At 36.4% G+C, this 23,403-nt stretch carries 14 protein-coding genes and 5 pseudogenes; 11 read left to right on the top strand and 8 right to left on the bottom strand.

Going from position 1 to position 23,403, the window contains the following annotated elements; all coding sequences use genetic code 11:
• Positions 1-11: 11 nt before the first annotated feature.
• The 3 genes and pseudogenes from HGD77_RS15030 to HGD77_RS17185 all read left to right on the top strand — a co-directional run.
• Positions 12-944: an IS5-like element IS17 family transposase gene (locus HGD77_RS15030; protein WP_000743272.1), complete on the top strand. Its 933-nt coding sequence runs from the start codon at positions 12-14 to the stop codon at positions 942-944.
• Positions 945-1,001: 57 nt separating this feature from the next.
• A pseudogene (locus tag HGD77_RS15025) lies at positions 1,002-3,317 on the top strand (ExeM/NucH family extracellular endonuclease); the annotation flags it as partial.
• Between the two features lie 292 nt (positions 3,318-3,609).
• Positions 3,610-3,810: pseudogene (locus HGD77_RS17185) on the top strand (bifunctional metallophosphatase/5'-nucleotidase); the annotation flags it as partial.
• Between the two features lie 21 nt (positions 3,811-3,831).
• On the opposite strand, the gene HGD77_RS15015 reads toward HGD77_RS17185, so the two are convergent.
• Positions 3,832-4,695 carry an IS982 family transposase gene (locus HGD77_RS15015; protein WP_004729973.1) on the bottom strand — a complete coding sequence of 288 codons (864 nt, stop codon included), beginning with the start codon at positions 4,693-4,695 and terminating at the stop codon, positions 3,832-3,834.
• A 50-nt stretch (positions 4,696-4,745) separates the two neighbouring features.
• Between HGD77_RS15015 and HGD77_RS15010 the strand changes: the two genes are divergently transcribed.
• Together HGD77_RS15010 and HGD77_RS15005 are read left to right on the top strand one after the other, a co-directional pair.
• Entirely contained in the window at positions 4,746-6,506 is a 1,761-nt protein-coding gene (locus HGD77_RS15010) for a bifunctional metallophosphatase/5'-nucleotidase (protein ID WP_415877832.1), read from the top strand.
• A 484-nt stretch (positions 6,507-6,990) separates the two neighbouring features.
• A protein-coding gene (locus HGD77_RS15005) for an IS3 family transposase (RefSeq protein WP_227548722.1) occupies positions 6,991-8,123 on the top strand; the annotation gives its coding sequence in 2 pieces (ribosomal slippage) (positions 6,991-7,243 and positions 7,243-8,123; 1,134 coding nt in all).
• A 385-nt stretch (positions 8,124-8,508) separates the two neighbouring features.
• Here the strand turns inward: HGD77_RS15005 and HGD77_RS17260 are convergent.
• The 6 genes and pseudogenes from HGD77_RS17260 to HGD77_RS14980 all read right to left on the bottom strand — a co-directional run.
• A pseudogene (locus HGD77_RS17260) lies at positions 8,509-8,807 on the bottom strand (hypothetical protein); the annotation flags it as partial.
• 10 nt (positions 8,808-8,817) lie between these two features.
• A complete protein-coding gene (locus HGD77_RS15000; RefSeq protein WP_086044321.1) occupies positions 8,818-10,116 on the bottom strand; it encodes a Y-family DNA polymerase in 1,299 nt (432 codons plus the stop codon).
• 23 nt (positions 10,117-10,139) lie between these two features.
• On the bottom strand, positions 10,140-10,715 hold the full coding sequence (locus HGD77_RS14995; protein WP_005105086.1) for a LexA family protein: 576 nt from the start codon (positions 10,713-10,715) through the stop codon (positions 10,140-10,142).
• A gap of 155 nt (positions 10,716-10,870) precedes the next feature.
• Positions 10,871-14,026: a site-specific integrase gene (locus HGD77_RS14990; RefSeq protein WP_086044322.1), complete on the bottom strand. Its 3,156-nt coding sequence runs from the start codon at positions 14,024-14,026 to the stop codon at positions 10,871-10,873.
• Positions 14,010-16,286: a hypothetical protein gene (locus tag HGD77_RS14985; protein WP_121980147.1), complete on the bottom strand. Its 2,277-nt coding sequence runs from the start codon at positions 16,284-16,286 to the stop codon at positions 14,010-14,012. The genes HGD77_RS14990 and HGD77_RS14985 overlap by 17 nt, the downstream gene beginning before the upstream one ends.
• Positions 16,286-16,960, bottom strand: coding sequence for a hypothetical protein (locus HGD77_RS14980; protein ID WP_085064821.1), 675 nt, complete (start codon positions 16,958-16,960; stop codon positions 16,286-16,288). Before HGD77_RS14980 ends, HGD77_RS14985 begins: the two co-directional genes overlap by 1 nt.
• 471 nt (positions 16,961-17,431) lie before the next feature.
• On the opposite strand from HGD77_RS14980, the pseudogene HGD77_RS17180 reads away from it, so the two are divergent.
• The 3 genes and pseudogenes from HGD77_RS17180 to HGD77_RS14970 form a co-directional block, all read left to right on the top strand.
• Positions 17,432-18,010, top strand: a pseudogene (locus HGD77_RS17180) (class I SAM-dependent DNA methyltransferase); the annotation flags it as partial.
• Positions 18,011-18,064: 54 nt separating this feature from the next.
• Positions 18,065-18,631, top strand: a complete 567-nt coding sequence (locus HGD77_RS17255; RefSeq protein WP_323848103.1) for a GIY-YIG nuclease family protein — start codon at positions 18,065-18,067, stop codon at positions 18,629-18,631.
• Positions 18,618-19,678: pseudogene (locus tag HGD77_RS14970) on the top strand (HNH endonuclease). The gene HGD77_RS17255 and the pseudogene HGD77_RS14970 overlap by 14 nt, the downstream one beginning before the upstream one ends.
• Before the next feature lie 59 nt (positions 19,679-19,737).
• Here HGD77_RS14970 and HGD77_RS14965 read toward each other — a convergent pair.
• The gene (locus HGD77_RS14965; protein WP_085064818.1) at positions 19,738-20,637 is read right to left on the bottom strand and encodes a competence protein CoiA family protein; all 900 of its coding nucleotides are present in this window, start codon (positions 20,635-20,637) and stop codon (positions 19,738-19,740) included.
• Positions 20,638-20,742: 105 nt separating this feature from the next.
• Here HGD77_RS14965 and HGD77_RS14960 point away from each other — a divergent pair, with 105 nt between their 5' ends.
• From HGD77_RS14960 to HGD77_RS14950, 3 genes are all read left to right on the top strand, one after another.
• Positions 20,743-21,723 (top strand): hypothetical protein, encoded by a 981-nt coding sequence (locus HGD77_RS14960; RefSeq protein ID WP_085064817.1) that lies wholly within the window; start codon positions 20,743-20,745, stop codon positions 21,721-21,723.
• A gap of 245 nt (positions 21,724-21,968) precedes the next feature.
• Positions 21,969-22,361, top strand: coding sequence for a (deoxy)nucleoside triphosphate pyrophosphohydrolase (locus HGD77_RS14955; RefSeq protein WP_085064816.1), 393 nt, complete (start codon positions 21,969-21,971; stop codon positions 22,359-22,361).
• A complete protein-coding gene (locus HGD77_RS14950) occupies positions 22,358-23,383 on the top strand; it encodes a DEAD/DEAH box helicase family protein (protein WP_085064815.1) in 1,026 nt (341 codons plus the stop codon). Before HGD77_RS14955 ends, HGD77_RS14950 begins: the two co-directional genes overlap by 4 nt.
• Positions 23,384-23,403 lie beyond the last annotated feature (20 nt).

The raw sequence follows: 23,403 nt of genomic DNA, 5'->3' as shown, positions 1-23,403 counted from the left end.
ATAATTTTCAAATGAAGAAGCCTACACACAAAATCTACCGCACAACCAATTGGCCCGCATATAACCGAGCACTCATGAGTCGCGGAAATATTGCCATTTGGTTTGATCCTGCTACGCAATGGTATGCTCCATCAAAAGGCAAACAAGGGCGAAATCAAACCTACTCCGACGCAGCTATCCAATGCTGCTTAATGATTAAATCCTTATTCCGTCTATCTTTACGTATGGTCACTGGCTTTGTGCAAAGTCTGATTAAACTTTGCGGATTAAATTGGACCGCACCAGATTACAGTACGCTTTGTAGAAGACAAAAGCATATTGATATTGCAATCAGCTACCAAAAAAGTAGCGATGGGCTGCATCTACTCGTAGACTCTACAGGCATGAAGTTTCTAGGTGAGGGCGAATGGAAACGCAAGAAACATGGAGCTGAATATCGTCGCCAATGGCGTAAACTACATATTGGTATAGATGCCAAAACCCTACAAATACGCGCTATTCAGCTCACAACCAATAATGTCAGTGATTCACAGGTGCTTGGTGATTTACTTAATCAGATTCCACAAGATGAGCAGATTGACTCTGTTTATACCGATGGAGCTTATGACACCAAGCAATGCCGTCAGGTCATTGCAGATCGGCAAGCACATGCGGTGATTCCACCTAGAAAAAATGCGAAACCATGGAAAGATACAAAGAGTAGCTCGCTAGAGCGAAATGAATTACTTCGAACAGTTAAACGTTTAGGCAGGACATTATGGAAAAAATGGTCAGGCTATCATCGCCGCAGTTTGGTGGAAACCAAGATGCATTGCATCAAATTATTAGGCGATAAATTAATGGCAAGAAGCTTTCCTAGTCAGGTGAATGAAATTCATGCACGTGTAGCAGTCCTTAACAGATTTACGGAATTAGGTCGACCACTTACCCAAGTTACGCCTTAAATTTGGCTCAATTAGGGGCGCTTTGCATTTCAAATCTTTGTGCAACAAAGCCGTTTAACAGTGAACTTAGCTGATTATGAGATTCAACAATTTACTAATGGTTCAACCACGAAATCTGCGACTTTTCAATTAGAAGGTTCATTGGCAAGTAAAGCAAAATACATTATTGGTCGAACAGAGTTGCAGGCAGTAATTGGTAATAAAGTCAATCAAGTGGCAGGACTTGCATTTAATGGAGATGATACCTTGGTCCTGTTTTATAAAGGTACTCCAATAGACCGTTTTGGTCGTGTGGGAGAGGATCCAGGTACTGGTTGGGGAGTGGGTTTTAGTAGTTATCAAAATAGTTTGTCACGTACTAAAACTTCAAATAATGTAACTTCAATTGATCCTGCAACAGCATTTGAGTTAGAAAGCGAATGGTTTAAATGGTCTGATCGAAATGAGTTTTCCCAGTATTTAGATACAAGCGCGCCTATAACCTCCCCCGTTACTCCTATCAGTTGTAATACAGCAGATACGGCGATTGCGGACCTACAATCTGCCGCAGAAAATCAACCATATGTTGTTCGTGGTGTTATTACCGCAGACTACCGTTATGACAATGGTTTTTCTGGTTTTTATATACAAACGCCCGATAGTAAAGCCAAATCCAATTTAAGTAATGCTATTTTTGTCTATCTTCCTGCAAGTAGTAAAATCACTGGAGGAAAAGTAGGTGAAGAGGTTATTTTAAAAGGTCGTTTAACCTCATATCAAAACCAACTCCAAATAGATCAACTTGATCAAAATATTCAAACCTGTCATACACAAGCATCCAATACAGTCACGGCACAGGCACTTAATTTACCGTTTACCAGTTTGACGGAGATAGCAGGAAATGTACCTAAACGCTATCAAGGGATGCTGGTTAAAATCCCACAAACTTTAACGATAAGTGAAAATTACAATTACGGTCGTTATGGTGAGCTATCTTTAAGTTTAGGTCGCTTGTATATTCCAACTAATCTATATCCTGCAAAATCTGCTGAAGCAGTTGCATTAGCCCAGCAAAATCTGCTTTCTAAAATTATCTTGGATGATGGCTATAATAATCAAAATAGAACACCATTACTTCCGCAAAACTTCAATGCCATAAATACATTAAGAACAGGTTCTGAACTGAAAAATGTTGAGGGGATTTTAGAATATCGTTTTAATGCATGGCGAATTCAACCGATACAGGGGAAGGTACAACCTGAAATTATCAAGGATACTAATTTACGTCCTTCAACGGTGATTCCAAAAGATGTTAAACAAATTCGCGCTGCGGCTTTTAATGTCTTAAATTATGATAATGGTTCAGAAAAAGGTTTCCCAACAGAACGTGGTGCAAGCTCAGAAACTGAGTTTAAGAAGCAACATCAAAAAATTGTCAGTGCTTTAAAAACAATTGATGCCGATGTGTATGGGTTAATGGAAATCGCAAATAATGGTTTTGATGATAAAAGTGCAGTGGCATACTTATCGCAAGCCTTAGGTGCAGACTGGAAATATGTCATTCCAACCCAAATGACAAAATTAGGTACAGATGCAATTGCAGTTGCGATTATCTATAACAGTAAGCGCGTAAAACCTGTAGGTGAGCCTGCAGTTTATGATGATCAGACTGAAAAGAACCGTGTCACCATGGCGCAAAGTTTCCAATCTGTAAATGGTGGAAAAATATTTACGATAGTACCCAATCACTTAAAGTCGAAAGGCAGTTGTCCTACCGATAAAACTCTGGCCGATGCTGATCAGGGTGATGGTCAAGGTTGCTGGAATGCAACACGTTTAACTGCAGTACAAGAACTTATGCAGTGGATTGCAAAAAATCCAACACAAGTGGCTAAACCAAATTATTTGCTGGTCGGTGATATGAATAGTTATGCTAAAGAAGATCCGATTTTAGCATTAGAAAAAGCCAATTATAAAGTCTTGCTCAATGACGAAAAAATTGGACAAGGTAAAACAGCCTATAGTTATGTATTTGGTGTTGCAAGTGATGCCAATGGCAATGGGGGCGCAGGAAACCTAGACCATGCAATTGCTGATGCAGACTTATATCCAATGGTGAAACGCGCTTTTGCTTGGCACATCAATGCTGATGAGCCGACGGCCTTAGACTATAACGAAGAATATAAAACAGATGAGCAAATTGCAGCATTCTATAGCGATGATGCATTCCGTTCTTCCGATCATGATCCTGTAATTGTTGATATGGATTTAAACGAAAATATATCGAGTAATCCTGATACAGGAAAAATAAGCGGTGGCAGCATGGGGATCTGGTCAATGTTAACCTTAACGGGCCTCGTTTTAGTTTCCATGATACGCAGACGTAAATTTTGATATGAGTTCATCGACTGTAAATTAAGAAAACTGACGAAATAAATTTAATCTATAAGGGGAAATTTCATATTTCTCCTTATTTTATTGAGTGCTTAAAAAATTAGCCAAGCAATAATCAAACATATGCTTATTCAAAATTTATAATTTAAGCTTGGGGCATGAAATGAAAAGTTCCCTAATGGGATAACTTAACCATTTGTTAAAAAACAATTAGAAAAAATAGTGAATGTCATGAATTTTAAACAGCAGACCTACATGATGTTTGTTTAAATTATAATCAGGTGGGGTGGTCATGTCTTTTAATAATAAACTAACTAGGTATTCGGGTTTTACATGCAGTTTATTAGTTTCTAGTATGTTTTTAACTGGGTGTAATAATGATAGTAAAGAAAATACGAATATAACGCCTGTTATTCCTCCTAAACCGCTGGAAGTCAATTTAGTACATATTAATGACAGTCATTCACATTTGGATGAGGAAAGTACTATATTAACCTGAGTTCGATGAAATATTTTAGCTTTTTAGCAAGTTTTGGAAAGTTGGCTTATTTGGATTTAAGCAATAAGCCACTATAGCAGCCATAATATTCACCATAAAGTTATTCACCGAACGATGACGTGAATGGTCAATTTGATGTAAGTTTTTTAACTGATCATTCACTGTTTCGATCAATCCTCTTCTGCAAAGCAATTGTTTTTCTTCTTCAGTTTGGATGGGTTTATTTTTCATATTCTTGCGTGACGGGGTTAATAGTCTGAGCCCCCTTGCTGCTAAAGCTTCAGTTTTTGCTTTACTCAGATAGCCTTTATCGCCCAGTAAAATACCTTTTAACTCTTGGGTTAAAGATTCAAGTACAGCAACATCATGAACACTTCCCGATGTAATCTTGAGATTAATAATTTCACCCAAGTTGTTGATAACAATATGGACTTTAAATCCATAAAACCAACCTGTGCTACTTTTACCACGACCAGCTAAGCCTTTAAATACACGATGTCTTTTAATTCTAAGATTATGGCAAACGACCAATTTAGTCGAATCAATAATACAAATTCCGGTATCTTCTCCTTTAACTTGATGGAAGAAACTACTCAAAGCTTGCAAACAACGCGGCATAATTTCAATAAAACGATTGTAACTAAGAAGCTTGGGAAAAGCTGATTTCCAAAATGGGATGATCATATGACAATAAAAATATTTGAAAAATCTAAACCCGGATTTATGAAATAAAATGACAATGGTCATGACTTCAGACAAGCTTAAAGCTGACTTTTTCATTGTTGTTTTTTGATCAGAAATTAGAGCTTTCTCTAAAGATTCATTAAACTTTTTGCAGAAATCATCCAAGATACAAAATAATTCGGTAATATAGTCCATGAAAAAGCCTTGCTCTGAAATGTTTTGTCTTCGTAACCAAGATATTACAGATGCTAAGGCTTTTTTTTATTTATTTTTTATGTCGAACTCAGGTTATATTAATGCTTGAAACTTCGATGGGTAAACGTGAAGAAATACAAGTCTCTAATGGTGGTTTTGCACGCGTTGCTGCGTTGATGAATACTTTGGCAAGCACTGAGAAGAATCCAATAAAAATTCATTCAGGTGATGCCATTACTGGGGACCTCTATTTTACTTTGAAAGAAGGTGAAGCAGAGGCAGATCTCATGAATAGTGTTTGTTTCGATACGTTAACGCTAGGTAATCATGAATTCGATAATACGGATGATGGCTTAAAAAAATTTATTGGATTCTTAAATGATAAAGGTAATTGTGAAAATAAAACCCAAGTCTTGAGTGCAAATGTCGAGTTTGGAAAAACTTCAGCACTATACCAAACTAACCTTGTTAAACCTTATACAGTTATGGAAAAAGAAGGGCAGAAAATTGCTTTAATTGGTTTAACGATTGCCAATAAAACTAAAAATGCTTCTCGACCAAATCAAGATACTGTATTTAATGATGAAGTAGTTACTGCACAAAAATATATTGATGAGCTAAAACAGCAAGGCATCAATAAAATTATTGTTCAATCTCATTTAGGGTACGGGTTAGAAAAAGATTTAGCCACTAAATTGTCAGGCGTTGATGTCATTGTTGGCGGAGATTCTCATACCTTGCTGGCAGATGCGAAACTTAAAAGTTACGGTATAAGCCCAGAGGGTGACTATCCCACTGTATTAAAAAATAAAGATGGTGATCAGGTCTGTGTTGTACAGGCATGGCAATATAGTTATGTCGTCGGACAACTCAAAGTCAACTTTGATGCCGATGGTAAAATTGAAGCATGTGCAGGAAAAGCCAATGTATTGATTGGCGATGATTTTAAACGTACAGCTAAAGATGCTCCAGCATTGATGAGTACGGAACTAGATTCTATTAAGCGAGATATTGAAAATAGTAACTCCTTACGTATTGTACAGCCTGATGCTATAGCTTTAAGTATTTTAGAACCGTATAAAGTCGCTAAAAACTTATTAGGCAAAGAAAAAGTTGCCATTGCTAATGATAATTTATGCTTACGTCGTGTTCCAGGAATGACCAAAGATACATCACGTTCTAGTTTAGGTGATGTCTGCAATAAAGCAGATTTTATTAATCAGCATGGGGGTGATGTACAGCAGCTGGTTGCCGAAGCATTTCTACAGCAAGGTAAAAAATATTTTAATGCAGATATTTCAATCCAAAACGGAGGAGGGGTAAGGGTAGATCTGCCTCAAGGTGATATTACGGTAGAAAAAATTTATACAGTGCTGCCATTCAAAAATACCTTAGTACAATTAAATGCAACTGGCCAAGAAATTAAAGCAGTGCTGGAAGATGCCATGGATGCTGTTACGAGTAATAACACAGGCAGTTATCCATATGCGGGTGGACTACAATGGGATGTAGATTTAACTAAGGCAAAGGGTCAGCGTTTATCCAATTTAAAGGTTCGAAATGCACAAGGTCAATATCAGCCATTAAATATGAATCAGACCTATCAAGTAATTACCATCAACTTTCTGGCTGATGGTCAGGACTTTTACACAAGCTTTAAAGACATTACTGGTGAGCGTCGTATAGATGTGGGATTAGATTATGCAGAAGCATTTTTGCAGTATGTAGAAGGGTTACCTGGTGAAAAAGGGCAAAAGGCCTTGTCCCGATTGCCAGTTGAGCAATACAGCACGCAAAATTATAAAGAATAAAAAGGATTTATTGATAAAAGATAAAAATTTTGGCTCAGACCGATCCATAGTTTTAAAAAAAAGAAGCTCCATTGAGCTTCTTTTTTTTAAAACTATGGATTAGAGAAATATTACTTTTTAAATTTTCATTCAAATTAATTTAAAAGGGGAAATAACTATTCCGATTCGTAAAGCGTATATTTGGTCTATATAGTACAATGGAAGTTGATTACATAGTTTTTGCTGGAAAATCTAAGGTTTGTCGTAATTTTTTGAAAGACGTTAAGTGATATTTAAGAATCAAATAAACTATTTTCATCATAGTGAAATAATTTGATTTTATATTTAGTGCAAATAAATAATACTGAATAATTAGTGATACAGCGCAAATTGATCTGTTTAATTTGGGAGAGTTAAAGAGGTGGATCAGGAAATTTGAACAACACCTATAAGTGATATTTTGCTCCCCAAATGATGTTATAAACATCAATATATGGAGTATTTTATGACACGTAGACCAAGAAGAAATCATTCAAATGACTTTAAAGCTAAGGTAGCACTTGCTGCGATTAAAGCAGAAAAAACACTTGCTGAATTGAGTGCTGAATTTGATGTTCATCAAAACCAAATTATTGACTGGAAAAATCAATTGATTTCGGCTTCCTCGCAAGCCTTCGATCAATCAAAAGCTCCAGCAGAACCACCCATTGATCTAAAAAAACTACATGCAAAAATCGGTGAGCAGGCATTAGAAATTGATTTTTTAGAAGGTGTGTTGAAGAAACTGGGCCGCTTCAACCACAAAAGTTAATCGACGACTCACTTCAGATTTCAGTATCTAAGCAAGCTAAGCTACTGAAAGTCTCCCGTGGTTGTTATTACTATCGCCCAAAACCTGTGAGTGCATCAGATCTGAAGCTGATGCGCTGTATTGATGAATTACATATGCAATACCCTTTTGCAGGTAGCCGTATGATGCGTGATTTATTGAACCGTCAAGGACATCATATAGGACGACGTCATACACGTACTTTAATGAAAAAAATGGGCATTAATGCGTTATATCGTAAACCAAATCTAAGTCAGGCCAATCAAGCTCACCGTAAATATCCATATCTGCTCAAAGGATTGAATATTCAACGGAGTAATCAAGTGTGGGCAACGGATATAACATATATCCCTATGGCAAAAGGCTTTGTCTACTTATGTGCTGTGATTGATTGGTACAGCCGTAAGGTGCTTGCCCATAGCGTATCGATTAGTATGGAGGTTGCATTTTGTATAGAAACATTAAATGAAGCTATTGAAAAATATGGTCGACCTGAAATCTTTAATACAGACCAAGGCAGTCAATTTACCAGTGATGCGTTTATTGAAGTGTTAAAATCAAATGACATCCAAATCAGCATGGACGGTAAAGGTCGTTGGGTCGATAATGTGATGATTGAACGATTATGGCGGAGCGTTAAATATGAGGAGGTTTATCTCAAAGCCTACAGCAATGTTTTGGATGCGAAGAAGCAATTAAACGCATATTTTGAATTTTATAATTTGAAACGACCTCATTCGAGTCTGGACAAAATGACTCCAGATGAGTTTTACTATGACCAGCTACCACAACAAAATAAGGTAGCTTAACTAGAGCAGAATATCACTTATAAATAAGCTTTTAGTTGTTCAAACAAGTGGGACCACCTCTTTAAACAGATTTTTTTCTTGAAAAAAATATCTAATCCCTAGCCGAAATTGTTACGGCACTAACAGCCCCGTCAAGTTATTGAGCGGGGTTTTTCTTTTCTTATTGGTGGTACACATGGATGCAGTCAATGCAAAGAGAACCTTAAATAAATTACACAATGAGTGAAAGAGATATGAAAACTTTGAACCGACATTTATAAACAGCTAACAGGTGATCACTATTGATGATAATGATGCCTAGTATTTACATGCCTATGAAGAATATTTAATCCAATATTAACCAGGAATATCTATTTAAATACAAATAGAACAGTGGGTTAATTTTTTAAAAAAGTCGCTCTTGGTGTAATACAGTCATAGGCTTATGTAGGGTAGCAGGTGATATGTCATCTAACTCATTAAGCTGAACAGATCGTGGGCGGCCAATACACGCTAAGCAAAACTAAAATTGCAGAGCATGACCATCTTTTACTGAATAGAGCTGCAGACGAGGAAAATCCTCTAGAGTCGATGGATATTTATCTATTGATGATTTTACTAATTTGAAAAGTTGAGGCTGTTGTTTAACATCTAACTTTTTTGCAAATCTTGTCCAAGTAATTGCCAAAATTTGGCAGGAAATAAATCATTCAAATTATTTCACATTCAATAATTGATCCCACTTGAAGTAGTTTTGAGTTAGCCGATCTCTTGACATGTTCCAGGTTCTATTCGGTAACGTACTTGCTCCTAAAGCCAGCTTGGTTTTGCCAAACTTATGATGGATTTCCTCAAGTGAATCCATCAGGTTATTGTCTAAGCTTATTTGCTTCATGTCAGTGAACAGGTCATAAATATGGGAAGCTTTAGGCTCCAGGCACGTCAAGATCACGCCACATTTCTTAAAGGCAATATCTTTGGTATACAAGTCATCAATCATCGTGGTAGCAATTTTAGAGAACACTAACAGGTTGTCAGTAGGTTCTTGTAAAGTCACTGCAGCTGACTTGCTGTAATAAGGTCTATACGTGTCAAACGGGTTAGATTGTACGAAGCCAATTATATAACCACACAATAAATTTTCACCTCTTAAACGAGTAACTGCATCTTGCACATAGAGGCTCATAGCTTCTTTTAAGTCGTCAATATGGTAAATCTTTTGTCCAAAAGAACGGCTTGCAACAATCTGCTTTTTTGGTGCCCGCGTATGCTCTAGCTCTATACATGAAACACCCTGCAATTCCAGTAATGTCCTATGCATGACGATAGAAAACTGATCTCTGATCATCAGAGGCGAAGCCATAATGAAATCCATGACTGAGTGTATCCCCATGCTGTTGAGCTTTTGGCTGTGCTTCCTGCCAACTCCCCAGATTTCACTCACTTCTATAGCTTGGTACAGATCTTCAGCAGAGCAAGGATCCATTGAAACTAGGTTGCATACACCGTTCAGATAAACATTCTTTTTCGCAATGTGGTTTGCTAGTTTTGCTTCTGTCTTAGATCTGCCAATGCCAATACATACTGGTAAACCAAGCCAAGAAAAAATACGCTGACGAATGTGCTGGGTATAGTCAGTTAAGTCGTAATTTCCCGCATGGGCTGTCAGATCGAGAAAACATTCATCAATAGAGTAAATCTCCTGTTCTTTAGGAGAAACAAAGTCGGACAGGACTTTCATGAATCTGCGTGACATCTCTGCATACAGGGCATAATTGCTAGAAAGCACTTGGACCTGATGCTGTTCAACGATGTCCTTGATCTGAAATAGAGGAACACCCATCTTAATGCCTAGGTCCTTGGCCTCTTGAGAGCGGGCTACAGCGCAGCCATCATTATTAGACAGGACAATTACTGGTTTATCTTTTAGACCAGGGTTAAAGATGCGCTCACAACTCACATAGCAATTATTAATGTCTACTAAAGCGTAGATTTTCTGAGAATATATGGTCATTGGGCAGGAAACCAATAAAGAAATTAACGATTTCTAAATGACTTAATGACAAAAGTAACCACACCCCAAATCACCATTTCCTGGCCATCTTGCAGATGAATGTCTGAGCAATCTGGATTTTCAGCTTTAAGCCAACGATAATTATTTTCGATCATTAAGCGTTTTACAGTGAAATCATTGTCGATCAGTGCAATCACGATGTCTTCATGTTTGGCGTCAATACTTCGGTCTACAATCAGTTCATCATCAATCTCAATACCTGCATCTCGCATAGAAAGTGAAGCGACTTTCACCACAAAGGTTGCTGCTTCATTTCTAATCAAGTGTTCATTCATGTCTAGAGTTTTATCTACATAGTCTTGGGCAGGGGATGGAAAGCCAGCAGCGATTTTCTCAGCGGCTAAAGGAATTTTCATGTAGGTGGATGACTCTACAACAGAGATTGAAGCAATATCATTAAAGCACGGGTTTTCTGTCTTATTGAGATAGTTTTTAATCTCTATAATCTTAGAGAGGGGCACTCTTAATGTTTTTGTAGGCTCGTTATATTTCAGTTTTCTACCTGCACCTTCTCTGATTCCACCACGATTATTGTTCATAATCTACCTACTATTTGATTTTGTGACAAAATCAAATATTAACTTTAACTCTATGTAAAAACAATATAATTTGGATGAATGGTTAAGGTGAAATTATAAATTCCCGGAACTTATAGGCCTTATCTTTTGTTAATTCGCGGCATACTGAGTAACTTCTATTGAAGTTTAAGAGATCGTGGTCTGCCAATACAGGCTAGATGTAGACAAAACTTAAATGCTGCAAGAGCATGGCCATCTTTTACCGAATAGAGTTGCAGACGAGGAAACTCCTCTAGAGTCGATGGATGTTTACCTGTTGATGCTTTTGCTAATTTAAAAAGTTGAGGCTGTTGTTTACCATCTAACTTTGTTTGCAAATCTTGTCCAAGTAAGTGCCAAAATTTGGCAGGAAATAAAGCCTTAACTTGGGAGTAAAAATGTTCGAGTTGATCGATATCCTTCCAGCGGTAATGGATACCGGTATGTGATGCGGTCACTCGAGTTAAAAATACATTTAGGACGTATGCAATTTGTGCTGGATTTTTACGAGCTATTTTCTGTAGATGTTCAAAAAAATATGTCACTGTATAAAGCTCTTCAGCGCTATCAAGCATTGCTGGTTTTAAGTGGATTGAGCTATCAATACTAAATAAACGGGGATTCCCTTTTTTTGATTTAATGTCTGCTAAATTTAGGGCATTTTCATACCAATAATTGACAAGCTCTTCTGGTAAACACATTTTTTGAGATACAGCTTGAGGATCGTTGTGAATCTCTAATTGATTTAAGGTTTCATAAAAGCGTTGAAGTGAAATTTTAGAGCCTTCTGTGCCGGCGAAGAAAGCAAAAAAGTCATGGGATTGATTTGTTTGTACTGACAGTTCTGCAAGAATGTCAGTAGCATTACTCTGAAGCCAGTTTGTTTGATCATTCAATAATATAGTGGCTAGAACGGCCTGATTTTTCTCAAAATTAAAGTTTTTTTCATCCTTTGTTATTTTTAAATTTTTATACCTTGCATTGTAGCCCATGATTTTTTTAGCCAGTTCATTTTGCATATCTGAATGATGTTTCAGTAGTTTTTGACCAGCAATGAGATAACTTAAGTGAATATAACTTTTGAAAGTTTCAACGGGTTCTATATGTCCTAAAAGATGTGCGATAACAAACCAATGGTTTTGTCCATGCTCATTTTGAAGAAGTTCAGCTCGTATTTTTTGATACTCATCTGCACTATAGTCAGTTAGCTCTTGCACAAGTGGCGCATATTCACAGTTCAGTACAAGTGATAAATGATTCGCTGTCGTGTGACGAAAAGAGTGAAATGAATAATGATGTCCTTTAAACACCTGATTCATTATTAGTTTTAGGGGCACAGTGACAGTGTGTCGATTCAGTTTTTTATTTTCATTCAAGTTGCTGAATAAATATAAACTTTTCTTATTCTCTAAACGTTTTTCAACAACAAAATCGCTAAAAAATTGGTATTCATCGTCTTTAAGCAAAGCGTAGGCAGGCACAATCCGTTCCGCACTATCAGTTTTGAGCAGATGTTGATTTCCTTGTTTTTTTGAACCATAAGGTTGGACCCAGATGGAAAATTGATCTAAACCCTCGATATCTTTTACACGTAATCCCAGTATTTCATTGATACGCATACCAGTTCGGTAAGCTAAAATATAAATGATTTTTAATAATCTATATTGATGGTCTGAGATGGATTGATCATGTAAGAACTGATTTAACTTCTTTAATATGACCTGGAAGGCTGTGTGACCTATGATGCGTGCCCGTGGTCGATTTTGCGATGCAATAAATTCAAGTTCGAAATCTTCTGCTTGAAAAACAATTTGCTGGAAGGTGTGAAAACGTTTCAACATGCGGATCGTTTGGTCTTTAGATTTTTTAAACTCAGGTTGATCTGCTTCATCAGCAAGTCGTGTATTGCTAATGATTTGTTGATAGATTTTGTTCAGTAGATCATTAATGTCATCATCGGCATCGACGTATTGCAAGGCATGAGTTAAAAACGGTTCTGCAATCCGGGTGTAATATGTATAGATTGAACTATCTGCGAGTTTTTGATTGTCTTGAGATGCCTTCGTGTACTGAGTTGTATCAAAATCAAAAGTGGCTGATAATTTTTTTATTTGCTCTGAATTTGGTCGATACAGACTGATGAGCCATAAGATAATACGCTTAGAAAACTTATTAAACTGCTCTTGGTGAAGCAGGCAAAAATCAATAATAAGTTCAGCAATGGGGTGTTCCGTTGATGGTGTGCGAATAATTTTCAGCAAGTTTTTATGAATAAGTATGATATTTTCTACTGCTTCAGACGTATTGAGATCTGGTAGGGCTTTGGCGGTAGAAGAGACATTTTGTTCGATTTCATCACTTAATTGAGTTTTGAGTTTTGGGAATGCAAAATTTTCAAACTCATGTTCAGATAAACCACACGTGAGCGTGTTTTCTAACAAACATTGTGAGAGGGCAGGATCAATATCTGCATTGTGCAGTTGTACCCAATTAAAATTGGCGTAGTCACGTAGAAATTTGAAAGTCTTTTGGGTGTATGGATGTTTTATTTTTTGAAAAATGAGGTGTAGATAAGCATCCACGTCTAGACTGATGTCACGAATTTGCCTTGTGTTGAAGTGAATGAGCCAAAGTCGTGTGAGTTGATCTGGAACAAAATTACGCGATTTTCGAATTGTTTTCTCATCGACAAATAGATCGCCATAGCTTGGAGAAAATGGCTCTAAAAAGATGATATTTAAATCGCAAATTTTTTGGATTTTTACGGGATTCTTTAAATGTTCAAGTAATGCATTTAATGTTGCTGTTTGACTTAGTCCACCATATAGCATTGAGCAAAGCAGAATATTTGCAATAATTTCTTCATCAGAAAACGTCGAGCTATCTTGAGCAAGAATCCAGTAGTGCCACAGTTTTTCGAGGATGATGTCAATTTCATGACCGGCCTGGAACCAATCCAAAGTGAAAATTGGTTCATCACGTTTCATCTCGAAGGTAAGATAAGGTAGTGGGAGGTCTAGGTTATTGCTCTTATTGAGGTCTTTGATATATGTTCGGAAGAATTCATGTGCATATTTATTCCAAGCCAAATTTGGTGCTTTACGTTTAATAAACTCATAAATCGCAGGATAAGCTTGAATTAAGTCTTCAGTTGAGAATTTTTGTTCATCAAAGTATTGGCGGAGCTCATGTTCTGCATCAGCTCGTAGATTCTTTTCTAATTCATTACGTTGAAGTTGACGTCTGTCTTCTGCATAGCGTTTTTTTGAGATTTTTTTATTGCGTGAGGACATCAACTTCAACACCTGTAATTTTAAAATACGTTTTCATTTGCTCTAAAACATCTGCAATTTTGGAAAATTGAGAGAGCGATAAACTGGAAAATGGATGGGCTGCTTCTTGTTGCATAAGCTCATGTCCAAAAAGTGCCAAAATTTCAGGTTCAGAAACTTTATGAGTTAAAAATGCACGAGCTGTGTGGCGATGCCAGTTTGCATGATCAAGACCTAATTCTGGATGAAATTTTTTTACTGAAGATGGGCTTAACGGTATCCAGTCATTATTCTGAATGATTCCCAAGAGGGGGAGCTTACTCATTTTGATTTGTTGTATGACCTCACTTAAAGCTGGTTGACTCATCATGATTTGAATCAAAAAATATTCTAAAAAATTAAGGAATTTTTTTATCTCTTCAACTAAAAATGGGCAAAGTGGAATGAGGCGTCCAAATCCATTACGACCGCCTACTTCTTTGTCTGAAACCATCAAAATTTGGCGTTTTAAATTAAAGTTTTTAAGAAATCCAGGGAATTCAGCAACGGGGCGTGCTGCTGTAAAAAGAAGAAGGATATGCCATAACCAGATGTTGTAATGATTAAAGATTGAAATTAGGTCATCTTCGGCTTGTGAAAAAATATTAAATTTCAATACAGCAAAAATCTCTGTAATTACCTGTGGCTTGGGAGCTTTACGACTACCAAAATAAAGTGTTGAATCAGATGGTGAAGTGGTAACACCACTTTCATATTTACGCACTATATCCGTACAGAGTGATTTTAAAATATCGAGATATTGTGCGTGTAAACGCGGGATATTCTGATGACAATAAGAAATAGACGATGACTGATTTGCATCAATCCCTGCAACTAGGTCTGCAAGTTGTTTATTACCTGTTTTTTCAAGAACCGTGTGATGCAGTAGAGAACTCACCTTTACGACAGACAGTTTTGGAATCAGTAATTCTTGTCTTAATTTGCGTAAATATTGCTGTATATCATCGATACTAACCGAATCCATTTTGCGAAGATCCTCTATGAATAGATTCGGAATTGGAATGTCTAAATAGATAGTCTGATTGAGCAAGCTGTCCGAATACTTAAAATTGCGGTTCTCAAATATATTAAATTTACTGCGTAAGAAGAACTGATCATTTTTATGGAGCAATTCTTGGCGGTTATTTAATTTTTTAGCTCGCTTGCTTTCTATATATAACCACTCATTCACACTATTGCCTGTTAAAAATGCGAGTATCAGGATCAAAGCACTTTTATTTTGATGTTCAGAGTAGTCCACATGAAGTCTTTTCAGTAGATGGTTCACGCTAGATGGATTTGGGAAAAAACTACTCGACGTGAGTAAATGTTCTTTACGTTGAATATGTTTTGCAACGAGTGGTAGAACATAACTTTGAATCGTTTCTGAATGTGCTGCCAGTGGTGTGACATGAGTTGGATTGACAACAATTTGCCGACTAACTGGCTCATCAATTAACGTTTCTATATTCAGTGCTTTAGATTTAGCACTTTTTTTTATTTCTACACTTTCTTCAATGAATTGTTCTTCATCAAGAAATTGATGTTGAAGCTGTGTACCGATACTTGCACGTGCAATCTTCGCTTTGTTTTTTAAAACGTAGTTAAAGGTAACACGAATATCATTGAGTAGATTACGGTCAAACTCAGGCAATTCATCCTTATCTAATGTGATCAGATATTGAATAAATTGTTCTAAGCTCAGCGTTGGATCTTGAAGATAGGTATTCCAGAGACGTTGATACTCTTCTGTATTTTGATATTTTTTTTCAGTAACTAAATTTTTATTTGCATTCCTAAAGCGCTGAAATAAGCGCTTTATGGTATTGAAGTGTTCTGTGTGTGCTTGTTTAAAAAGCTCTGGTTTAAGCTCAGGAAGAGCAATTAAATAAATTGCCGCTTTTAAAACTAGAATATTCCAATTTTTTGCATGCGTCTGCGATTCAGGTAATTGCGCAATTGAATTGATGTATGACGTAATGGGTAAATCACTAATCTTAACTTTTTTCGTGAACGCGATTACCGGAGGTGTCGGCAGTTGCGAATCAAAGTCTACATCGATATCAAAGTAATCAAGATTGAGACCAACCAGAAAATTGTCAGTCTGTTGAGAAGACAATAGTTTAACCACAAAGTTGATATGTTGCGTACGTTCATATTGCTCATCACCAAACAGTTTTTCTAGTGTTTTTCGCAGTGAAATAGCTGGCAAATCAATATGCTCGTTTAGATTGTTCGACACTATGATCTCCAAATTTTTTCTGTACTTAGGCAACTATCAGAGTGATCAATGAGTTCTTTTGCACATCTGCTGTTGAGTGATAATTCATTAAAAATATGTGTGCGCTGTTGATTAATATTTTTAATCCGCTGATTCAGTTGATTTCGAGAACATGCAAGTAGTTGTGCTAGCAGTTCCAGACTCATTTGATGATGTGGCTTTAAAGATGATTCTTTGTTAAGGGTCAATAGAGTTTGACGTGAAAGATGTGTGTTAATTAAATGCAATGTTTTTTTGGGATTTAACGACAGAATATTAATTTTATTAGATTTGATGAATTGAATAAATTCAAGACTGCATAACTCTTTCAGAAATAATAATTCGTCATCTGAAAAAGATTGTTGATGATGAATAATTAAAGTGACTTCTTTGATATCATTCTTTAAGTAGCTAAGATATAAGTGAATATTATTAAAAACGGTGTAGCTATCGAATTCTGGAGTTTTCCAGACATGAAGTTCTTTTATACGATTAGAAATATCTAAATCTACTGCGAGATTTTTCCACATATTTAAGTAGCATAGATTGAAACCATAAGCGTGTGGATGAATGGTGATTCTGCTTTTTTTGAAATTTTTTACAGTACTTGTCTGTGTTGTTGGAAACTTTAAAAGTAGTTCAGATGTCAAATTCATAAATGCCATTGAATAAAAATAATACAGTAATATTCACGGATATTTAGAGTTTTTGAATATGGCAGGAGACATCATTTTTTCTTGTTTTTAAAGTTTATTTATTATTGAAAGTTTCAAATTTTCCTCCTTGATCGGATACTCACTATTAGTTAGCTATATTTGTGAGTTGGCAAAAAATATCATGTTTCTATTGTGATTCTCACATGACGGATTAGAATGAATAGGGTAAGGATAAGTACAGCTGATTATTACAATAACAATGCTCAAATTTTCCGTATCCACCTCTCCATTTAAATGCTATTGCGAAATCTGAAGCCCATTTTTTTCCCATTTACAAGAAAACATTTGGTTTCTATCCCAGTTGTCCGGATACAGTGAAATAAGAGTTTGATTCATTCATAGGACTGATCATTTGACTTATCTAGTGAAATATCAGTATGTTCTTTAACATAAGATATTGGCTTTTAGACAATGAATCAAACATCAAATTATTACAATCAACATGCTCAATCATTTTTTGAAAATACCTATCAGGTTGAAATGGAAAGTCTTTACGCACCATTTCTAAGATATTTGCCGGAACAGGCATTTATCCTAGATTTGGGCTGTGGCTCGGGGCGGGACACTTTGGCATTTAAGAAAAAAGGCTATCAAGTTGAGGCAATTGATTATTCTGCCGAGCTGGTTGAAAAGGCGAGAGAGCTGACAGGCATCGAGGTACGTCAGCAAAGTTTTTATGAGCTGAATGAAGTAGCTAAGTATGATGGTATTTGGGCCTGTGCTTCTCTTTTGCACTGTGAAAGAGATCGCCTGACTGAAGTGCTGGGGCGCATATTTAAAGCATTAAAGCCAAATGGGGTGTGTTACATGTCTTTTAAATATGGCGATACAGACCGTGAGAAAGAAGGGCGCAGCTTTACTGACTTGAATGAGCAGCAAGCTTACGACTTATTTAAACAAATAGATCAGGCTTTACTGTTACAGCAATGGATTACTGTAGATAAACGTCCAGACCGTACAGAAGAGTGGATCAACGTAATATGGAAAAAGCAATCACATGCTTTTGATTATTACCCGCAGCGTTTATACAAGCGTGCCGAGTTAATGAAAGAGCCCTCTTTGATTCCTGCAGAACACGGGATTTATTTTTGGTGGTTCAAAACAAATCCACCGGGAATCCCAACAAAAAACTGTATAACGTATCAAGAATATACTTTGTTGTATGTTGGCATATCGCCTGACAAAAAGACTAAACCAAATAGTAAATCAAACTTGAGAATACGGCTTAAAACACACTTTGCAGGTAACGCAGAAGGTTCAACGCTAAGACGAACATTGGGCATACTTCTGGCTGAGATGAGTGGGTATCCGCTTAGAAGAGTAGGGTCAGGTAATCGCATGACTTTCACGCATTCAGGTGAACAATGGCTGGATGCATGGCTTGAAGATAATGCATATGTGTCCTGGATAATTTGTGAAGAACCTTGGAATGTTGAGGAAAAGGTTTCTGAACAAACGATACTGCCACTCAATTTGAAAGGTAATCAGCACGAGTTTAAAGAAACCCTTTCAGCTATACGTAAAAAAGCCATTCAAAATGCGAAAATGATGGAAATCGCTACGGAAGCAGGATTACAAAGACAGGTGAAGCTTCAACATGTGGCAGGATGATCACTTTATAGAAAATAATAAACCTACACCCAACGAGCAGCTGAAATTCTTGAAGCATATTCAGCAGATATTGCAGTCAGGGACTTTTACTTCGACATATAAGTTTGCTTTGCTGATAAGTATCACGCGTCTGGCGATTGAACAGGGTCAAGATACCGGTGCTGCCTTGCATTTGGAATATCAGGATATTGCTGAAAAGTTTATTGACCTGTACTGGAAACAGTCACTGCCGTTTCAGTTTAACCAGTATGAGCCTTTTACTATTCATCAAAGCACTGGTAAGCAGGCAAAGATCATCAGTGAAATTCAGAATGCACAGCAACAATTCAAGACTTTGGCCGCGTTGAGAAAGGATGTACTTTACTGGAACAGGCTGAAGCGAACAGTTGCGACAACGGTAAAGCAAATGCCGGTAGTATATTTGCAGAATCTGAATGGTCAAACGGTAGAATTTCTCTATTGCCTTGAAGACTCCAAACAGTCCCTCAAGCTTTTACCCAAAGTGATGTATTGTTTAAGACAGTTTAGTGAAATTATTGAAGAGCTTTGCCAGAAGCGCTGGATTGATTTTGTCCGGCTGAATAAGCAGAACCTGGTTGTATTAGATGGGTTACCTGACCTAGATGAATTCATGTTTGCACCGAGTCGTAACCAACTAGGACAGGTCGCAGACTTTCTGATTGATTTGCAAGAATGCCAGTGTTTTTATTGCGGTAAAAGCCTAAAAAATCTAAATATGCAGTGGATCATTTTATTCCATGGTCTTTATATCCTGCCGATACCGGACATAACTTTGTCCTGGCGGATGAAAAATGCAACTCACAAAAAAGTAATTATTTAGCATCACAGCAATTCTTACATCAGTGGCAGGAGCGTAATCATCTGCATGATCAATCTATTATTCGAGAGATTTCTCAATTAGGTTTTCTAACCGATCTGCAACGTTCGCATCGGGTTGCCGACTGGGCGTATAAGCAGGCAATAGAGAATGAGTATTTAGTTTGGTTGGGGGGAAAAGATAAAAAGATATTAGCCCAAGTGTATTAAAGAATTTATTTTCAATAGATATATTTAAGTACTTGAATGTAATAAAGATATAAAGTACCTTAGTAGTGCTTTATATCTTTGGGTGTGTGCATTTGTTCTAACCTTTCTAAGACGGTAGCAGAGAACGGTTGCCAATAGTTCCATGAACGATATTTTTGATCAAAACGGCCACCACCTTCATTCCGCCATTGCTTTAGAATTGCAATGATTTCGGGGTTGTAAATACAATTCACGGATAGCATTCCACTCGAAAATTTGCGAGCACGTACCCATATTCCATTGATGGTAAATTGATAATCTTCCCAAGATGAAACATTAGGAGTCGTGTTTGTTGCGAGTTGTTCAGTTGCTTCAAGTGGATTTTTAGATATTTTCCCTTCAACTCCATTTTTAATCACTTTAGGGGCTTGAGGATAAAGCCAACTTTTATGATCCAGACTTTCAAGGATCAGTTTCTTTGCTTGTTCACTTGGTATTACAAGTTCAGTCTGTAATAAGCTCGATAAATCAATCTCTAATGTATTAACGTTCATTGATTCAATGATCTTGAGTTTATTCTCATCAATAAAATGTGTGACAGCAATTTCAATAAATACTGGTTCATCATTGTAATAACAGGCTAAATCAGGACGAATTAACCCTAAGTGAAATTCAGGAATAATTTTGTCAAATGTCCACCATGCAGCTTCATTGTCTTCAGTATTTGGGACCGCAGGAAGCATTAAACCCATAGATTCTAAAATGACTTCTTTGGCGTATTTGTGTAGTACAGATTCTGGATTAATGTTACAGCTCTCCTTATTGCTGGCATGTGCAAAATGATGCTCTTTGATATCACCTTTGCGTGCAATGACAGTTTCACCGCATTCAAAACATGTACATTTACACGCTAAGCCACGTTCAACATTTTCTATTTGGACCAGATTATTATTTTCATTGAGAGCAACATACATAGTCATGAGTACAAATCCTTTAGCAAGTTAATTTACTCTCCTACTATGACTGTGATTTAATCGCTAAAACACCGTATTAACAGGGGTAATACGGGTAAGTGGGGTGTATAAGTGACTGAAATAGAAATAAAAGTACTAAAATTATTTTATGGCTTACTAGTGAGCCAGCCTACGATCAACAGGGCGTATGATTGTTTAAAGGTGTTATTTGAAAAAACAATTGAGAGTTATAAGAGTGGTTTTGAAGAGAAAGTTACTTACTCCAGGCAGCAATTGAAAGTTGCTGTTGATGGAAAATTGTCAGCGGAAAGAATGGATTCTAAAGAACTTGGAAAATGGATCAATGACTCACGATTAAATGATTTTTTAAAGTGTGTTATTCACCGGCACAGTGCAGTGTTTGATGAGCTTGGATACATCCCATTTGTAAATACAAATGATACTAAGGGTGGGAAGGGGAATGAGCGAATATATTGGTTGGAAATAAAAAAAATTACAGCTAAAGTTGATGAAGATAATCAGAGTCCTGAAGATAATATTGTTCATTATGAGCGAAATAATCCTGCCGACATTCAACTGTCGTGGTTTTATAAATTCATTTTTAAAAATGGCGAGTTAAAAAATAAGAGCTTGAGAGGACTGGTAATGATTACCGTACTCTTTGGTAGTGTGATTGGCTGGGCTATTTATGTTTTTATTTTTTCATTGGTATTGGTTAGTGATGAACAATCTTTTACATCGTTGGACTTATTTTGGATTAGTTGTCTGATTTTCTTTTCATTTATTATGTTTAAGTACTGGGCAATTCCGTTATGGAATTTACCAGAGCATCGTGTAATTAAAGCCCCTATGAGTTTTATTTCATTCGCTGAAGATCATGCTGATCTTGAAATGTATCGGGATAAAGAGAGAAATCAAATTACTCGGGTGACAAAGTTTAAAGGTACATGCCCGATATGTGCTTCTGATGTCCTCTTAAAAAGTGGGAAACCAGATCAAAAGATGCCTTTAGTGGGACGGTGCGTTGAGAGTCCTTTTGCCCATGTGTATAGTTTTGATCGTGTGACACTGAAAGGTGAGCAACTAAAATAAATCATAATTTACATGGGTAAATTGTTATATGTAAATGTGATTTTTAAAAATAAGTGGGCGATTGTACGGCCACTACATTTAAACATGAAATTTTTGAAAAGTAAGAGGGTTCGGATTGACCCCACAAACTTGATAAGAGACGGTCTTATTTTGATAGCTATTCAAAATGTTTAATTATTACAGGCCTGTCTTATCTAAGTCTTATGCTTATAGTAAGATTCTCATTTATCTAAAAAATATTGTCTATGAAAAAAATTGCTGTTGTTGCTGCCGTAATCAAACATGAAGATAAAATTTTATGTGTACAAAGAGCACCATCTAAATATGATTATATTTCTTTGAAATATGAATTTCCTGGTGGGAAAGTTGAGCAAGATGAAACGCCAGAGCAAGCAATTATTCGTGAAATTCAAGAAGAGTTAAACATGGAGATTGTAGTAGATTCACATCTTATTACGGTCGACTATGACTATCCTGATTTTAGTATTTCTTTAAATACATTCTTATGTCATAGCAACGATAAGGATTTACAGTTATTAGAACATGTGAATTATCAGTGGTTGACTATTAATGAACTAACTACTCTCGACTGGGCAGCAGCAGATTTACCTATTGTTGATGAGTTGCAAAGAAAATGATTCTAGATGCATTGAGTAAAGGGTTAATTACAAGCTTCATTGATCAATCTTCCTATTCAGAAGATATTTATCAAACTAAGTTGGTACAAAATAATTATCCATCAGAAAAAGTGATCAATACCTTTGAAGGTGAGCTGGAACACTGCACACGGTTTTGGTTCACTACAGCTTTTCTAAGTATGAGTGGTTTTAATACCCTTTATTCTCTGCTTGAAGATTTACAACGCAGAAATATTCCTGGTCGAGTTTTAGTTTCTCAGTATCTTAATTTTACTCAACCAGAGGCTTTAAAAAGACTAAAAAGCTTTAAAAATCTTGAAGTTTGTATAGATATACAATCTGACTTGCATGCGAAAACCTATGTATTTGAACATAAAGATCATATGAGTGTGTTATTAGGGAGTAGTAACTTAACCGCGAATGCACTGAATAAAAATGAGGAGCTTAATATTTTTATTCGGGCCTTGCCTCAAAGTAAAATTATGCGAGATATTTTGCTCAAAAAGCAGACTTTATTCGACGCTGCACAAGAGTTGACCGAAGAATATTTAGCACAATATAGTGAAATATATCAGGCTCAAAATCAATTTGTTCAGAAACTACCACAACAGAACATAAAGCTTTCTAGTTCAATTACACCTAATTTAATGCAACAAGAAGCTTTGAGTAGTTTGGAAAAATTACGAGAGGGCAATGTTACTAAGGCTTTGCTCATCTCTGCAACAGGTACAGGAAAGACTTATCTTTCAGCTTTTGATATACGCAATTTCAAAGCAAAAAGTATACTTTTTATTGTGCATCGAGAAAACATTCTTATTGATGCTCAACAGGCTTTTAAAAATGTATTTGGTGCTGATTTTAAATCTGCTATTTTCTCAGGATCAAATCGAGATATAGCCGGGTATGACAATATTTTTGCCACTATACAGTCTTTGTCTAGAGATCATCATTTAACTCAATTTTCACCAGAAGCTTTTGACTATATTGTAAAAGTCATCGTTCAGGTTCTGCTAGCTATTTAAAAATTTTAGAATATTTCAAA

Origin of the sequence: Acinetobacter sp. NEB149 (assembly GCF_012516415.1) — a bacterium.
Taxonomy (GTDB): domain Bacteria; phylum Pseudomonadota; class Gammaproteobacteria; order Pseudomonadales; family Moraxellaceae; genus Acinetobacter; species Acinetobacter lwoffii_V.
This window is presented reverse-complemented; position numbering and strand designations above follow the sequence as displayed.

Coding starts and splice junctions, on each gene's coding strand:
- HGD77_RS15030 (WP_000743272.1), top strand. CDS start 12: ATGAAGAAGCCTACACACAAAATCTACCGCACAACCAATTGGCCCGCA.
- HGD77_RS14950 (WP_085064815.1), top strand. CDS start 22,358: ATGATTCTAGATGCATTGAGTAAAGGGTTAATTACAAGCTTCATTGAT.
- HGD77_RS14965 (WP_085064818.1), bottom strand. CDS start 20,637: ATGACTATGTATGTTGCTCTCAATGAAAATAATAATCTGGTCCAAATA.
- HGD77_RS14990 (WP_086044322.1), bottom strand. CDS start 14,026: ATGTCCTCACGCAATAAAAAAATCTCAAAAAAACGCTATGCAGAAGAC.
- HGD77_RS14980 (WP_085064821.1), bottom strand. CDS start 16,960: ATGAATTTGACATCTGAACTACTTTTAAAGTTTCCAACAACACAGACA.
- HGD77_RS15015 (WP_004729973.1), bottom strand. CDS start 4,695: ATGGACTATATTACCGAATTATTTTGTATCTTGGATGATTTCTGCAAA.
- HGD77_RS15010 (WP_415877832.1), top strand. CDS start 4,746: ATGCTAAGGCTTTTTTTTATTTATTTTTTATGTCGAACTCAGGTTATA.
- HGD77_RS14955 (WP_085064816.1), top strand. CDS start 21,969: ATGAAAAAAATTGCTGTTGTTGCTGCCGTAATCAAACATGAAGATAAA.
- HGD77_RS17255 (WP_323848103.1), top strand. CDS start 18,065: ATGAAAGAGCCCTCTTTGATTCCTGCAGAACACGGGATTTATTTTTGG.
- HGD77_RS14995 (WP_005105086.1), bottom strand. CDS start 10,715: ATGAACAATAATCGTGGTGGAATCAGAGAAGGTGCAGGTAGAAAACTG.
- HGD77_RS15000 (WP_086044321.1), bottom strand. CDS start 10,116: ATGACCATATATTCTCAGAAAATCTACGCTTTAGTAGACATTAATAAT.